Raw genomic sequence first — 15,191 nt, 5'->3', positions numbered from 1 at the left:
AAAACTTTGAAGAACCGGCAGTCGGACCATCGGCTAAAAATGGAGTGCCTGGGAGGCATAACGACTGCCAACAACGGTTCGTAATATTGATAATGTTTAAAGGAAAACAACATGAAAATCAAAACACTGGCTATCGTTGCTCTGTCAGCTCTTTCCCTGAGTTCCACCGCTGCTCTGGCTGCCACCACCACCGTAAACGGCGGCACCGTGCATTTTAAAGGGGAAGTGGTCAACGCAGCCTGTGCGGTAGATGCCGGTTCTCTCGATCAAACCGTTATGTTAGGTCAGGTACGTTCAGCAAAACTGGCTACCGCTGGCAGCACCAGCTCTTCCGTTGGATTCAATATCCAGCTGGATGATTGCGACACCACCGTTGCAACAAAAGCGTCTGTTGCTTTCTCTGGCACAGCGGTTAATAGCACCAACACAACCGTGCTGGCCCTGCAGAACTCCGCAGCGGGTAGCGCAACTAACGTTGGCGTACAGATCCTCGACAGCACAGGCGCCCCGCTGGCACTGGATGGCGCGACCTTCAGCAAAGCCTCTACCCTGAACGACGGCACTAACGTCATTCCGTTCCAGGCTCGCTACTACGCAACTGGTGCAGCTACTGCCGGTATCGCGAACGCTGACGCAACCTTCAAAGTACAGTACGAATAATCCATTTGTTTGCAGGGAAGCAATTCGGGCCAGGGATGGCCCGTTTTTCACTAAACAACTGGAGCGATCACGATGCATAAAATGAGATCAGGTTTGTTCATTTTTCTGCTACCGACACTCGCCCTGGCGGGTAATCGATGGAACGTCACTTTACCTGGTGGAAATATGCGTTTTCAGGGCGAAATTATCGCTGAATCCTGCCGGGTGGAAGCCGGGGATCGGCAGATGGTTGTCACTATGGGGCAGATTGCCAGTAACCGATTTCATGCAACCGGCGAGGATGCCATCTCAGTACCTTTCGATATTCATCTGCAGGAGTGTAATACCGCCGTTAGCCAGCATGTTGGCGTGGCGTTCACCGGCGTCGCGGACGGTAAGAATCCGGACGTACTCTCGGTTGGCGAGGGTCCGGGTATTGCTACGGGTATAGGTATCGCCCTCTTTGACAAAGATAACAGTCTTATACCGCTTAACCAGCCTCCCAGAAGATGGATGCAAATTTATACCGGCCCTACCACTCTCCATTTCGTAGCGAAGTATCGGGCCACAGGAAAACAGGTCACTGGGGGCGTCGCAAATGCGCAGGCCTCGTTCTCTTTAACCTATCAATAATTAGCCAGCCGGCCTACCGATAAGGGAAATAACGGTGAATACACAAGGAAGATATGTGAAAAATACGCTGAAAATGACACGTAGCCTGCTGGCTGGCGCGATGATGACCGTCCTGGCAGGCTTTACCTTCTCCGCTGAAGCAGGTGTGGCTCTGGGGGCAACACGAGTTGTTTATCCGTCCGACCTCAAGCAGGTCCAGTTAGCCGTTACTAATAATGACGAGAAAAGCGCCTATTTGATTCAATCGTGGATAGAGAATAATGATGGCGGCAAAGACGGTCGTTTTGTCATTACTCCACCACTATTTTCGATGCAGGGGAAAAAAGAAAATACTCTGCGAATTATCGATGCCACTAACAACCAATTACCGCAGGATCGGGAAACGCTGTTCTGGATTAACGTTAAAGCTATTCCTTCAATGGATAAATCAAAGCTTAATGATAATACCCTACAGCTGGCGATTATCAGCCGTATCAAGCTCTATTATCGCCCGGCAAACCTGGCCCTATCGCCAGATCAGGCTGCCGAAAAATTAATATTTCGTCGTAATGGAAATATGCTCACGCTGAGCAATCCGACGCCCTACTACCAGACGGTCACCGAGCTCAACGCCGGAAAACACGTGCTGGAAAATGCGCTGGTTCCGCCTTTGGGAGAAACTTCCGTCAAATTACCGTCAGATGCTGGTAGCGAAATTACCTATCGGACGATTAATGATTATGGCGCACTGACCCCGAAAATGAAGGGCAAAACACAATAACTTAAGGCGATAGTGAACGCTACCGCTTGAAATAAAAAGAACTGACAGCCGGTAATTTTTGACCGGAGGGACTATGTCATATTTGAAATATGGACTTTATTATTTAGGCTCACAGTGCATTCGACGCAACCACCTGCGCCCAACACGCATCCTGGCCAGGATTCCCCTTTTTGTTTTACTCACCTCACAGACTTTTTCTGCGCAGGCTGAGTTTTATTTCAATCCGCGGTTCCTGTCAGACGATCCTACAGCCGTAGCGGATCTGTCCGGTTTTGAAAATGGACAAGAGATACCGCCGGGAACCTACCGTGTGGATATCTATCTCAATGACGGTTACATGACCACCCGTGACGTCACCTTCAATGCCGGAGATAAAGACAAAGGATTACTGCCCTGCCTTACCCGCGGGCAGCTGGCCAGCATGGGCGTCAGCACCGCTTCAGTTGCAGGACTAAAAGAGCTGCCCGCGGATAGCTGCGTCCCATTAATTGAGATGATAGAAGATATCACTATCCGTTTCGATGTGGCTCAACAACGCCTTTACCTCACCATTCCTCAAGCATTTATGGGCAACCGCGCCCGCGGTAGCATTCCCCCAGAGCTGTGGGATGATGGCATCAATGCGCTGCTGCTGAACTACAACTTCACCGGCAACAACGTTCACAACAATGTCGGCGGCAGCAGCAACTACGCGTACCTGAACCTGCAGAGCGGGCTGAATCTCGGCGCCTGGCGCCTGCGCGACAATACCACCTGGAGCTACAGCAGCGGTGCCGCAAACAACGAAAATCAATGGCAGCACATTAATACCTGGCTGGAGAGGGATATCACGCCGTTACGCTCGCGTCTGACCCTCGGCGACAGCTACACCAACGGCGACGTCTTTGACGGCATCAACTTCCGCGGCGCGCAGCTAGCTTCCGACGACAATATGCTGCCGGACAGCCAGAAGGGTTTCGCCCCGGTCATTCACGGGATTGCCCGCGGCACGGCTCAGGTATCGGTCAAACAGAACGGCTATGAAATCTACCAGAGCACGGTGCCGCCCGGCCCGTTTACCATCAACGATCTCTACGCCGCAGGCAACGGCGGCGACCTGCAGGTGACCATCAAAGAGGCCGACGGCAGCAGCCAGGTCTTCTCTGTCCCTTACTCGTCCGTTCCGGTGCTCCAGCGCGAGGGCCATACCCGCTATGCCGCTACCGCCGGCGAGTACCGCAGCGGCAGCAATCAGCAGGAAGAGCCGAAATTTTTCCAGGGTACCCTGCTGCACGGCCTCCCGGCGGGCTGGACGCTGTACGGCGGCACCCAGCTGGCTAACCGCTACAATGCCTTTAACCTCGGCGTGGGGAAAAACATGGGCAAGCTGGGGGCGCTGTCGCTGGATGTCACCCAGGCCAACGCCACCCTGCCCGATGACAGCGATCGTCAGGGGCAGTCGGTGCGCTTCCTCTATAACAAGTCGCTGACGGATACCGGCACCAACATTCAGCTGGTGGGCTACCGCTACTCCACCCGCGGCTACTTCAGCTTCGCCGATACCACCTACAGCCGGATGAGCGGCTACAACGTCGCGACCCAGGACGGGGTGATTGAAGTGAAGCCTAAATTCACCGACTACTACAACCTCGCTTACAACAAGCGCGGCAAAGTACAGGCCAGCATCACCCAACAGCTGGGGCGTACTACGACCCTCTACCTGAACGGCAGCCACCAGACCTACTGGGGCACCGGCAAGGCCGATCAGCAGCTCCAGGCAGGACTCAACGCCGCCGTCAACGATATCAACTGGACGCTCAGCTACAGCCTGACCAAAAACGCCTGGCAGCAGGGGCGCGACCAGATGCTGGCGGTCAACGTCAATATTCCATTCAGCCACTGGCTGCGTTCCGACAGCAAATCGGCCTGGCGCCACGCCAGCGCCAGCGCCAGCATGTCCAACGATCTGAACGGCAGAACCACCAGCCTTGCCGGGCTGTACGGCACGCTGCTGGAGGGCAACAACCTGAGCTACAGCATGCAGACCGGCTACGCCGGCGGCGGTGAGGGTAACAGCGGCGGTACCGGCTACGCGGCGCTGAACTACCGCGGCGGCTACGGCAACGCCAACGTCGGCTACAGCCGCAGCGACGGCATCAAACAGCTGTACTACGGCCTGAGCGGCGGCGTGCTGGCCCACGCCGACGGCGTCACCCTGAGCCAGCCGATGAACGACACGGTGGTGCTGATCAAAGCCCCCGGCGCAGACAACGTCAAAGTGGAAAACCAGACCGGGGTTCAGACCGACTGGCGCGGCTACGCCGTGCTGCCCTACGCCACCGAATACCGGGAAAACCGGGTGGCGCTGGACACCAACAGCCTGGCCGATAACGTCGATCTGGACGATGCGGTGGCCAGCGTGGTGCCGACCCACGGCGCGATTGTCCGCGCGGAGTTTAAGGCCCACGTCGGGCTCAAGCTGCTGATGTCGCTCATCTACAACGGTAAGCCGGTTCCCTTCGGCGCACTGGTCACCCCGGTTGGTCGCCAGGGCAGCAGCATCGTCGCCGATAACGGCCAGGTCTACCTAAGCGGGATGCCCCTGGAGGGCAAAGTCCTGGCGAAATGGGGTGAAGGTCCGAACGCCAGCTGCGAGGCTGACTACAGCCTGCCGCCGGAAAGTAAGAACCAGGCATTGAGCCAGCTGTCGGCAGTCTGCCGCTAAGGAAGTCATGATGATGAAAACACCTTTTTATCTCCTCGGAGCCCTTCTGTCGCTGGTGGTTGCCAACGCCTGCGCGGCGGACAGCACCATCACCATCAGCGGCTACGTTCGGGATAACGCCTGCGCCGTGGCGGGTGAGTCGAAAGATTTTACCGTCGACCTGATGGATAACGCCGCGAAGCAGTTTCATGCGGTTGGGGCGACCACGCCGCTGGTGCCGTTTCGTATCGTGCTGTCGCCCTGCGGCAGCGCGGTCACCGCGGTGAAGGTCGGCTTTGTTGGCGTTGCCGACAGCATCAATACCGACCTGCTACAGCTCGACGGCGGCGCCTCAGCGGCGGCGGGGATGGGCGTGCAGATCCTTGGCACGCAGCAGACGGCGCTGCCGCTCAATGCCGCATCGTCAGCGATCCCCTGGACCACGCTGACCCCCGGGCAGACCAACACGCTGAACTTTTACGCCCGGCTGATGGCCACCCGAGTGCCGGTCACCGCCGGACACGTTAATACAACCGCAACATTCACGCTTGAATTTCAGTAACCGGAGGCTTTGATGAAATGGATTCATACCAGGTGGCTTCTGGCAATAATGCTGGCCGCATCTTCCCCGGCGCTACAGGCCGCCGACCTCACCATTACCGTTTCCGGCAAGGTGGTGGCTAAACCGTGCACGGTTTCAACGACCAATGCCAGCGTCGAGCTGGGGGAACTCAATACCTTCAGTCTGAAATCAGCAGGGTCCGCGTCGTCCTGGCAAAGCACCGCTCTTAATTTAAGCAACTGCCCCGCCGGCACGTCGCGGGTCACCGCCAGCTTCAGCGGTACGGCGGATGCCACCGGCTATTACAAAAACCAGGGTACCGCCGGCAATATCCAGCTTGAGCTGCAGGATGAGGGTGGAAACACGCTGAATACCGGCGCCACAAAAACGGTACAGGTAGATACGGCGACGCAATCAACCCGCTTTCCTCTGAAGGTCAGGGCCTTGACCGTCAACGGCGGTGCGACGCAAGGAACTATTCAGGCGGTGATTAGCGTCACCTATACCTACGCCTGAGCCAGGAGAATGTGTTAATGAAAAAAGTTATCGTTTTGTTTACTTCCCTGCTTCTGATGGGCTGGTCGCTGGATGCCGCGGCATTCTCCTGTCAAGTTCCCGATACCGGGCAAACAATGGACTCCGGCTCGGCGAATGTTTACGTCAATCTGATGCCTTCTATTGGCGTGGGGCAAAACCTGGTTGTCGATTTATCCTCTTCAATAATTTGTAGAAATGACGACTTTAGCAACCAACTTATTGACTACATTAATCTCACCAACGGTACTGCATTCGGTGGGGCATTGGCAGCGTTTACCGGTAGCATTTATTGGAATACAAATAGTTACCCACTACCGCTGAACAGTAGTTCATCAATATATATCGTTACCGACAATAATTATCGTGGGTTACCGTTGCGTATGTACCTTACGGCAACCGGCGCAGCGGGCGGCGTCGTGATTAATGCTGGCGAACTCATAGCGAGACTTAATATGCATAAAGTTGCCAGCGACGGAAACCCCAAGGATTTTACCTGGAATATCTACGCTAATAATAATGTCGTCGTCCCCACTGGCGGTTGCGACGTGTCAACACGACATGTCAGCGTCACGCTTCCAGACTATCCGGGCACCATGGCCGTTCCCGTCACGATTTACTGCGCACAAAATCAAAATATCGCCTATTACCTGACGGGGACAACGGCGGACAGGAGCAATTCCATTTTCCGCAACACTGCTTCCGTCTCGCCAGCGCAGGGCATTGGCGTACAGATAACGCGCAATGGTACCGTGGTCCCTGCCAACCGTAACGTCTCGCTGGGTAAAGTAAGTACCTCACCGGTGAACCTGGGTCTGACCGCTACCTACGCGCGAACCAGCGACCCGATTACCGCCGGCAACGTGCAATCGATTATTGGGGTAACATTTGTCTATGAGTAATCTCTTGCCATAACGCGCCGACTGCCGATGGCTTATAACCTTTACCTGCCATATGGCTGGTAAAGGGTTAGCTTATAATAGAAGGCGCTACAATACGCGGCCGTCAGCTCTCGACTCAAATTGTTGCGCCAGCATGCTGGCGCATTTATTCAGGCGCGAATATCGTCGTACTCGCGAGTATTATCAAATTCATGTTTAGCAAACGGGCACAGCGGAATAATTTTGCGCTGCTCGCCGCGCATTTTTTCCACTACTTTCGCCACCAGTTTTTTTCCCACCCCCTGACCTTTCAGGCTGGGGTCGACGTCGGTGTGTTCAATAATGCTGAGGTGCTCGCCCGTGGGTACAAAAACAATTTCCGCCACCTGCTTCCCGTCGGCGTCATTGACGTAAAACTTGTTATGACCTTCCAGTATTTCCATCATTTCCTCGCTTATTTTTGGCGATACTTTAGTGCGCCGCTCGGGCAGGTATCAATAACCTTAACCACCGTGGCCACGTCCACTTCATCCGGGACGATCCACGGTTTGCGTTTCAGGTTGAAAAGCTTCGCGCTACCGCGCACGCAGTTACCCGAGTGCTGACAGATATCGGTGTTAAAGTAGACATCGATTTTCTCGCCGGTATAGGCGCGATAGCCCGCTTCCAGTAGTTCTTTATCCATGACATTGCCTCAGTTCTGACTATTTTTTTAGCTTTGGCTCTAAGCATAGCCCTGCCAACAACCGCTGACTATCGGCGACGGGCGAAATTTATATTCCAGCGGCCTCACGCCATTAATGCAGAATGAATGATTTTCTATGCACTCGTTATCCAAAGAAAATGTTCTGTTTATCGATGAAATACAGACGCTTCGGTTATATCTATCTTTTATTTCCCCGGTAGGGAGATTACACTCATTTCACCTTAACCCGAGCACTCAGGTATTCAGTCTTGAATCGCATTGTAAAGCTGCCGCGCCCTACGCTCTTATTCTTGCTATTTACGCTCTCCGGCTGCTCATTATCCCCGGCGATTCCGGTATTAGGCGCCGCATTCCCGGGCTGGTTTTTCTGCTTAACAGGCGCCGCGCTGTTACTTATTCCCTGCCATATCCTGATTGTGCGTAAAGGATGGCAGTCGCGATTTTCTCCGCTGGTCTTCAGCTATCTGGCGTTGATGTTCCTGTTCGCCACGATTCTGTGGTTCCTGCTCTTCGTAAACTAGATACCTATGACCTCATCCCGCTCAAGCGTTATCCGCAAAAAATGGCCCCTGCTGGCGCTCGTTCTCGCCGCTATCGTGGCGCTGATTCTGGTTATCTGGCAGCTGCAAACCTCGCCGGAAACCAACGATGCCTATGTGTATGCCGACACCATCGACGTGGTGCCGGAAGTGAGCGGGCGGATCGTCGAAATGCCGATTCGCGACAATCAGCGGGTAAAAAAAGGCGACCTGCTGTTCCGCATCGACCCGCGCCCCTACCAGGCGATGCTCGACGATGCAAAAGCCCGCCTGACCACGCTTGATGCGCAGATCGTGCTGACCCAGCGCACGATTAAAGCGCAGGAATATAACGCGCAGTCGGTCAGCGCCGCCGTTGAACGGGCTAAGGCGCTGGTTAAACAAACCACCTCTTCACGCATTCGCCTTGAGCCGCTGGTACCGCAAGGGTTTGCCTCCCAGGAGGATCTTGATCAGGCGCGAACGGCAGAAAAAGCGGCGCGCGCCGAGCTGGAAGCCACCCTGCTGCAGGCCAAACAGGCTTCCGCCGCCGTGACCGGCGTCGATGCCATGGTGGCGCAGCGGGCGGGCATCCTCGCGCAAATTGCGCTGGCCGAGCTGCACCTCGAATTTACCGAAGTCCGCGCGCCGTTTAACGGCGTGGTGGTGGCGCTGAAAACCACGATCGGCCAGTACGCCTCGGCCCTGAAGCCGGTCTTTACCCTGCTTGATGACGACCACTGGTACGTGGTGGCGAACTTCCGCGAAACCGATTTAAAAAACGTGCGGCCCGGCGTTCCGGCCAGAATCACCGTGATGACCAACCACAGTCGCGCCTTCGAGGGCGTGGTCGACTCGGTCGGCACCGGCGTTCTGCCCGACGGCGGCAGCGTGATTGAAGGCCTGCCGGTGATCCAGAAGAGTATCAACTGGGTCCACGTCTCCCAGCGCTTCCCGGTCAAAATCGCCGTTAAAGACCCCGACCCGAACCTGTTTCGTATGGGCGCCTCCGCCAGCGCCGTTCTGCAGCCGCAATAAGGAGACGGCATGCAGAGCTTGTGGCCCTTTCTGACCCGGGAACTCCGCGATGCGCCGGGGCGGGCGAACTACACCCTGCGCCTGACGCTCAGCTGCGCGGTGCTGATTGTGCTGTTTATGACGCTGCATATTCCCTTCCTCGCCGTCGCGCTGATCGTGGTGTTTTACGTCAGCCAGCCGAACGTCCTGATGATCAAACTGGTGAGCGTGGTTTTCGTGGTGACCGTCAGCGTCGCGCTGGGCGGCGTGCTGCTGATTATCAAATGGACCTATGACTATCCGCTGATCCGCCTGGTCGCCTCGGTGATCCTGTTCTTCTGCGCCATTTACCTGATGCGGGTGCTCGGCAAACTCGGGCTGGCGTTTTTCGTGGTGGCGCTGGCGGTCATCTACGCCCAGACCTTCCCGTCGATGACCAGCCAGAGCGAAGTTCTGGTGCGCCTGCTGCTGTGGCTATGGGTGGCGATCAACACCGCGATTCTGGTGACCCTGCTGGTCAACGCCTGTTTCCAGCAGGCCTTTCCCGGCTATCAGTTCAAAGCCCGGCTGGTGGTGATGCTCCGCCAGACGGCGCGGCGCCTGAGCCAGCCGGACGATGGCACGCCGCCGCCCACCGTTACCGAGATTGCCGGGCAGTTTAACCAACTGCGGTCCCTGTATCAGCAGGCCGCGCGCGCCACGCCGGAGATTGCCGCCAGCCCGCAGGCCTGGCAGTCGCTGATGGCCGCCGCGCTGAGCTGCTCTCATTTGACGGCGCTGCTCCAGCCGGGCGACGACCATCCCGATGCGCGTCGGCGGATAGCCAGCCAGCTTAACGCGCTGGCGGATAATCTGCCCGCGGCGGCGGAGGTCCAGCCGCTGATTGTCCCGCGCGACGGCGCCAACAGCGCCATTTTGCAGGAGATCGCCGAGGTTCTGGCGCGGCTGGCGCGCGGCGAAACCATCCCGCTGCCGCAGGGCGAAGTGGAAAAAGCGCCGCTGCTTTTGCCGGACGCGTGGTCCAATCCGGCCTATCTGCACTTTGCCCTGAAAACGCTGCTGGCGACGCTGCTGTGCTACGTTTTTTACACCGCCGCCGACTGGCAGGGCATCCACACCATCATGCTGAGCTGCGTGATCGTCGCCCAGCCGGGCCTGGGCGCCACCATGCAGAAAACGTGGCTACGCATCGGCGGCGCGCTGCTGGCCACGCTGATTGCGCTGCTTCTGATCGTCTTTGTGCAGCCCTGGACCGATTCGCTGAGCGGCCTGCTGGCGATGACCCTACCGGTCTTCGCGCTGGCGGCGTGGATTGCGGCGGGGTCGGAGCGCATCGCCTACGCCGGCATTCAGATAGGCTTTACCTTCGCGCTGGCGTTCCTGAGCTGGTTTGGTCCGCTCAGCAATCTTACCGAGCTGCGCGACCGGGTTATCGGCATCCTGCTCGGCGTGCTGGTTTCCTCCATTGTTCATCTCTATTTATGGCCCGATAGCGAAGCGCCGCAGCTGAAAGCGCGTCTGGCCCAGCTGTATCGCCAGCTGGCGCAAACCCTCGCCGCCCGCGACGATGAGGTTCAGCAGGTACCGCTGTTTGCCGCGCTGACCGAGAGCGAAACCTTAATCAACCGGGTGGCCGCCGAGCCGCTGGGAACCTATGCGCACCCGTGGCCGGAAGCCAAAAGCTGGCCGGCGCGGGCAACCTTTCGTCAGGCAGAGGAGATCCTGCGCCTCAGCGAAGGCTATCGCCTCTACGCCGCGCCGGAAGATACCTTTTTAGCCCGCTGCGCCCGGCGGCTTGAAGCCTACGCCAGCGATATCGATGCGCAGCAAAATACCGTTGAGCGCGTTCAGGCGCAGCAGCCGGATCCGGCGAATCCGTTCGGCGCGCCGCTGGTCAATGCGCTGGCCGCGCTGCCCACGTGGCCGCTTGCGTCTTCCGTTATTCCGCGACAGGCAACCCGATCATGACGAAAACCACTCCTCTTTCGCGCGTCTGGCGCTCCCTGGCGCTTGCCTTCGCCCTCACGCAATTAGCCGGCTGCGCGTTAATTCAGGACGATCCTGGCCAGGTACCGCTGGTCAACCCGCAGCAGGCCGAGCTGGCGCAGGTGATCCACCTGGCGAACAGCGGCTGGCCGACGGCGCGGTGGTGGGAAGGCTATCAGGATCCCCAGCTCAATATGCTGGTTAATCGCGCGCTGCAGAACTCCCCCACCATGCAGGCGGCGCGGCTGCGTATTTCGCAATCGCAGTCCACGGTTGAGCTGGCGCAGTCGGCAATGGGCGTGCAGGCCACCGCCGTGGCGGCGCAAAACCGCCTGCGGGTGACCAATAAACAGTTTACCTGGCCCTACTCCTTCTCCCTGCCGGTGGATAAAAACGGCCCCTGGTACACGCTGAACACGGTCGGCGTCGGAGCGACGCTGAATATCGATTTATGGGGCGCCGACCGCGCCCGCGTCGCCGCCGCGATTGGCGAAAAGAACGCCCGCCAGGCGGAGACCGCCGGTATCGAGCTGGATCTCGCCAGCAGCGTGGCTCAGCTCTATTTCGCGATGCAGGCAACTTTTCAGAAAATCGAATTCCTCAACCAGCTGGAGGCTATCGCCCGCCTCTCGGTGCAGGCGCACGAGCATCGTACCGCGCGCGGCGTCGAGGATAGCGTCGACGTCGCCAATGCCCAGGCGGAGCTGCTGGCGGCGCAGCAGCAGGTGATTACGGCGCAGGGGACGCTGACGCAGTACCGGGAAACCCTGCGGGCGCTGATCGGCGCCGATGCGCATAGCATGCCGGAGATTCACCCCGTGGCGCTGCCGACGCTGCAGGAAACGCTCCCGGACTCGCTCTCGTTTGAGCTGCTGGCCCGCCGCCCGGACCTGCAGGCGCTGCGCGGCTACGTTAGCGCTTCCATGAGCCAGGTGGACGCGGCAAAAGCGGCCTTTTACCCGCACTTTGATATCAAGGCCTTCTGGGGCTACAACGCGCTGAGCGTCGGCGATCTGTTTAAGTCCTCATTCCAGCAGATCAATATACTGCCGGGGCTCTATTTACCGCTGTTTGACGGCGGGCGCTTAAACGCCAACCTGAAATCGACGCGTACGGCGAGCAATATTTTGATTAAGCAGTACAACCAGGCGGTGCTGGACGCGGTGCGCGACGTGGCGATTAGCTCGAGCCAGCTGAACGATTTGAATCAGCAGGCCGACCTGCAGCAGCAAAAAGTGACGGCGGCGATGGTGACCACCCGCAGCGCCAGTGCGCACCATCAGCGCGGGCTGGTCAGCTACTATGCGGCTCAGGAGGCGCGTCGCCCGGCCATCGCGCAGCAGCTTTTGCTGCTGGATATCCAGGCCCAGCGGCTCAGTACCGATATCACCTTGATTAAAGCGCTGGGCGGCGATTATCGCGGCCCGGCGCTGAGCGAGAACGCACCATCGCGCTAGCTTAACAGGCGCCATTCGCGCGCCTGGTTTACCGCCTGGATGCGCCCCTTCACCTGCAGCTTTTCATACAGCTGCTTAAGGTGCCATTTGACGGTTTCCGCCGAAATGCCCAGCTCGCGCGCCACGCCCTTGTTGGAATGGCCGTTGGCAATTAAACGCAGGGTCTGCTGCTCCCGTTCAGTCAGGCGCAGCGCGGGCGGCTGCGGACGCGCCGTATCAATCACGATACCGGCGGCGGCGAAGCGGGACAACAAAGCGACGATATCGGCGGTCAGCGCATCATCCGCCGCGCCGCGCTTGTGCATCTCCGCCAGCAGCGCAGCCATCTCTTCCCTCCCCTCCAGCAGGCTGCGCCACAGCCCCTGACGCAGCGCGCGCGCAAGCGCCGGTCGGCAGACAGCCATCGCCTGCTCCCGCTCGCCGGCACGCCAGAGGGCAAGCGCCTGTTTGAGCCGCAAACGCACGGCGAACAGCCACTCGCCGCTGGTTTCCCGCACGCCGGCCAGCGTATCCAACAGCCGGGCGGCGGCCTGCGGTTCGCCGGCGGCGATAAGGAGACGGCTCTGGCTGAGCGCGATATATCCGCCGGCAGCCTCCGTCTGGCTAAGGGTCTGCAGGCGAAGCAGCAGCGCGTCGGCGGCCAGTTTGTCGCCCGCGTGAAGGGCAACGGCAATCCACTCCGCCAGCAGCGGAGCCTGTGCCCGCAGCCAGCCGCGCTGGGCCGCCAGCCCTTCGGCGTGTAGTAATAGTGATTCGGCTTCCGCCAGTCTCCCCATTTCACGGGCCTGACGGGCCAGGATGATATAGCCGCGGCTAAGGCCGTCGGGCGGACAGAAGCTGTCGATGGTCTCCAGACGCGGAACCAGCAGGCTTTGCGCCTGCTCGCCCTTCCCCTGCTCCCAGGCGATCTCGGCGAGAATGGGCGCCAGGGTAGCGCCGCTGCTGGCGTTCTCGCCGGTATGCTGCTCCGCATAGCGCAGCGCTCCCGCGGCCTGGCGTTCCGCTTCGGCGAGATTCCCCTGGCGCAAATAGCTCTGCGCCATAACAAAGGCCCGGTAGACCGTCACGAACAGGTTGCGGTTAGCAACGCTGACGCCGGATACCCGCTGCTGCACCTCCAGCGCCTGCTGCGGCCGGGAGTCCGCAAGATGGCAGTAGCTGAGGATGTTGCACACCAGGCCATCAACCCAGATATCGCCGCAGGGTACCTCGCGCAGCAGCGGTTCGACAATAGCGATACTGCGGGCAATATTGTCGGCAAAGGCTTCGCAGATCGCGCGAACGACCCGCAGCTTCACCCACGAGCTGTGGGCCAGCTCCCCGCCATGCGCCGCCGATTGCGTCTCAATGGCGTCCAGCAGCTGGCGAGCGTCGCTAAACCGGAAGCGGTGGGCTAACGCCCAGGCCAGATTAAGCTGAAGCTCGATGCGCGACGGATCGAGATTGGCTGGCAGGTAGCGTATCCACTGCACCAGGGTATCGATATCCCCCTCCTCCGCCAGAGACTGCGCGCCCGCTTCCGCATCCCTGGCCGCCGATTTTCCGGCGGCCAGCGCATGGCGTATCGCCTCGGCCCACAGCTGCTGCGCGGCGAACCAGGCGCTGGCGCGATCGTGCAGCTGGCGAATATCAATATCCCCGCCGTGGCGCAGGCGATGCAGCAGCGCGTCGCGCATCAGCGGGTGATAGCGAAACCAGCGGCCGCTGTCGTCCAGCGCGGAAAGAAACAGATTGTGCTGCGCTATCCACCTCAGCATCTCGCCGCCGTTATGGCGGCCGCAGACGGCATCGCACAGATCCGGATGCAGGCGATTAAGCACGGAGGTATGCAGCAGGAAGTCGAATACTTCGGGCGGCAGCGGCGCGAAAATCACTTCATCCAGATAGCGGGAGATTGACCGCGAGCCGGCGCCGAAGCCCATCGCCGTAGACGCGTCCGGGGAGAGCGCGGCCATTTTCATTCCCGCGACCCACCCTTGTGTGAGCGCGATAAGCCGGGGGATCGCCTGCGGATCCAGCCCCGACGCGCCAGCGAAATAAGCGCGGGCTTCGCTGGGGTTAAAGCGCAGCTCCGGATCATAGACCTCCAGCAGCTGGTCCTGCATATGCAGACGGCTCAGGGCTAAAGGCGGCTGACTACGGCTACCGATGAGCAGATGCAGCGCCGGCGGCGCATGGTGCAGCAGCCAGCTCATTCCCTGATGAATCGCCGGGTCGCTGATGCACTGATAGTCGTCGAGGATCAGGTACAGCGGGTGCGGGCACTGATTAAGCTGATTAACGAGCTCAGCAAAGAACAGGGGGAGCTCGGCCGGAAGCTCACCTTGTAACAGATGCAGAAACGACGGGCTCCACCCCTGCCACAGCGGCCGCAGCGCCTCCTGTAGATAGCGCATAAACAGCAGCGGCGCGTTGTCGTCCTCTTCAAGGCTCAGCCAGGCCAGCGCATCCCCTTGTCGAAGGCGGTGCCGGTACCACTGCGCCAGCAGGGTGGTTTTGCCAAACCCGGCGGGCGCGCGCAGCAGGGTTAAACGGCGGGAGACGGCGCCGTCGAGGCGCTGCAGCAGGCGCTCCCGCGACAGCAGGCTTTCCGGCGTACGGGGCGGCGTAAAGCGCGTGGAAATAAGCGGCAGCGTCCCGGTGAAACGTAAAGGTTCCTGATGAACAAACGCTGTCAGTGAATCATCCGCCGAGGGTAAAAAAGCCATACCGCGATTACTCCTTAAATCCAGTCCGTACGCTCATTATCCCCCCATCAGGGGGGTAGGCCACGCTTATTGCGCCCGATAGAGTAGTGCCATTCGCCGCAGCGGCT

Annotated in this window: 14 protein-coding genes; 11 read left to right on the top strand and 3 right to left on the bottom strand. The window is 59.1% G+C overall.

The features are described from left to right. The first annotated feature begins 111 nt into the window (after nt 1–111). From fimA to CDA56_RS24490, 7 genes are all read left to right on the top strand, one after another. Entirely contained in the window at nt 112–660 is a 549-nt protein-coding gene (gene fimA / locus CDA56_RS24520; protein ID WP_103813904.1) for a type 1 fimbrial major subunit FimA, read from the top strand. A 72-nt stretch (nt 661–732) separates the two neighbouring features. Then, nucleotides 733–1,272: a type 1 fimbrial minor subunit FimI gene (gene fimI, locus CDA56_RS24515; protein ID WP_133163259.1), complete on the top strand. Its 540-nt coding sequence runs from the start codon at nt 733–735 to the stop codon at nt 1,270–1,272. Between the two features lie 73 nt (nt 1,273–1,345). After that, nucleotides 1,346–2,032 (top strand): fimbria/pilus periplasmic chaperone, encoded by a 687-nt coding sequence (locus tag CDA56_RS24510; RefSeq protein ID WP_049078408.1) that lies wholly within the window; start codon nt 1,346–1,348, stop codon nt 2,030–2,032. A gap of 73 nt (nt 2,033–2,105) precedes the next feature. Next, entirely contained in the window at nt 2,106–4,736 is a 2,631-nt protein-coding gene (locus CDA56_RS24505) for a fimbrial biogenesis usher protein (protein WP_103813906.1), read from the top strand. A gap of 13 nt (nt 4,737–4,749) precedes the next feature. Continuing rightward, nucleotides 4,750–5,277: a type 1 fimbrial adaptor subunit FimF gene (fimF, locus tag CDA56_RS24500; RefSeq protein ID WP_165795093.1), complete on the top strand. Its 528-nt coding sequence runs from the start codon at nt 4,750–4,752 to the stop codon at nt 5,275–5,277. A 12-nt stretch (nt 5,278–5,289) separates the two neighbouring features. Then, nucleotides 5,290–5,793: a type 1 fimbrial minor subunit FimG gene (gene fimG / locus CDA56_RS24495; protein WP_103813910.1), complete on the top strand. Its 504-nt coding sequence runs from the start codon at nt 5,290–5,292 to the stop codon at nt 5,791–5,793. Between the two features lie 17 nt (nt 5,794–5,810). Continuing rightward, nucleotides 5,811–6,713, top strand: coding sequence for a fimbrial protein (locus CDA56_RS24490; RefSeq protein ID WP_103813912.1), 903 nt, complete (start codon nt 5,811–5,813; stop codon nt 6,711–6,713). Between the two features lie 149 nt (nt 6,714–6,862). On the opposite strand, the gene CDA56_RS24485 is transcribed toward CDA56_RS24490, so the two are convergent. Beyond that, the gene (locus CDA56_RS24485) at nt 6,863–7,135 is read right to left on the bottom strand and encodes a GNAT family N-acetyltransferase (RefSeq protein WP_014226706.1); all 273 of its coding nucleotides are present in this window, start codon (nt 7,133–7,135) and stop codon (nt 6,863–6,865) included. A gap of 11 nt (nt 7,136–7,146) precedes the next feature. Next, nucleotides 7,147–7,377, bottom strand: coding sequence for a 4Fe-4S mono-cluster protein YjdI (gene yjdI, locus CDA56_RS24480; RefSeq protein ID WP_004134525.1), 231 nt, complete (start codon nt 7,375–7,377; stop codon nt 7,147–7,149). 269 nt (nt 7,378–7,646) lie between these two features. Between yjdI and CDA56_RS24475 the strand changes: the two genes are divergently transcribed. From CDA56_RS24475 to CDA56_RS24460, 4 genes are read left to right on the top strand one after another with little or no spacing between them, the layout of a single operon-like run. Next, nucleotides 7,647–7,919: a YtcA family lipoprotein gene (locus tag CDA56_RS24475; RefSeq protein WP_014226707.1), complete on the top strand. Its 273-nt coding sequence runs from the start codon at nt 7,647–7,649 to the stop codon at nt 7,917–7,919. Between the two features lie 6 nt (nt 7,920–7,925). Continuing rightward, nucleotides 7,926–8,954, top strand: a complete 1,029-nt coding sequence (mdtN, locus tag CDA56_RS24470; protein WP_046876712.1) for a multidrug transporter subunit MdtN — start codon at nt 7,926–7,928, stop codon at nt 8,952–8,954. Nucleotides 8,955–8,963: 9 nt separating this feature from the next. Then, complete coding sequence (locus CDA56_RS24465) at nt 8,964–10,901, top strand: FUSC family protein (RefSeq protein WP_103813914.1); 1,938 nt, start codon at nt 8,964–8,966, stop codon at nt 10,899–10,901. Further along, nucleotides 10,898–12,376 carry an MdtP family multidrug efflux transporter outer membrane subunit gene (locus tag CDA56_RS24460; RefSeq protein WP_103813916.1) on the top strand — a complete coding sequence of 493 codons (1,479 nt, stop codon included), beginning with the start codon at nt 10,898–10,900 and terminating at the stop codon, nt 12,374–12,376. The genes CDA56_RS24465 and CDA56_RS24460 overlap by 4 nt, the downstream gene beginning before the upstream one ends. Here CDA56_RS24460 and CDA56_RS24455 read toward each other — a convergent pair. Next, on the bottom strand, nt 12,373–15,084 hold the full coding sequence (locus CDA56_RS24455; protein ID WP_103813918.1) for a winged helix-turn-helix domain-containing protein: 2,712 nt from the start codon (nt 15,082–15,084) through the stop codon (nt 12,373–12,375). The two genes, CDA56_RS24460 and CDA56_RS24455, sit on opposite strands and share 4 nt — an antisense overlap. Nucleotides 15,085–15,191 lie beyond the last annotated feature (107 nt).

Source organism: Klebsiella michiganensis (assembly GCF_002925905.1).
Lineage (GTDB): Bacteria > Pseudomonadota > Gammaproteobacteria > Enterobacterales > Enterobacteriaceae > Klebsiella > Klebsiella michiganensis.
The sequence above is the reverse complement of the archived record's forward strand: the minus strand, read 5'-3'. Positions and strand labels throughout refer to the sequence as shown.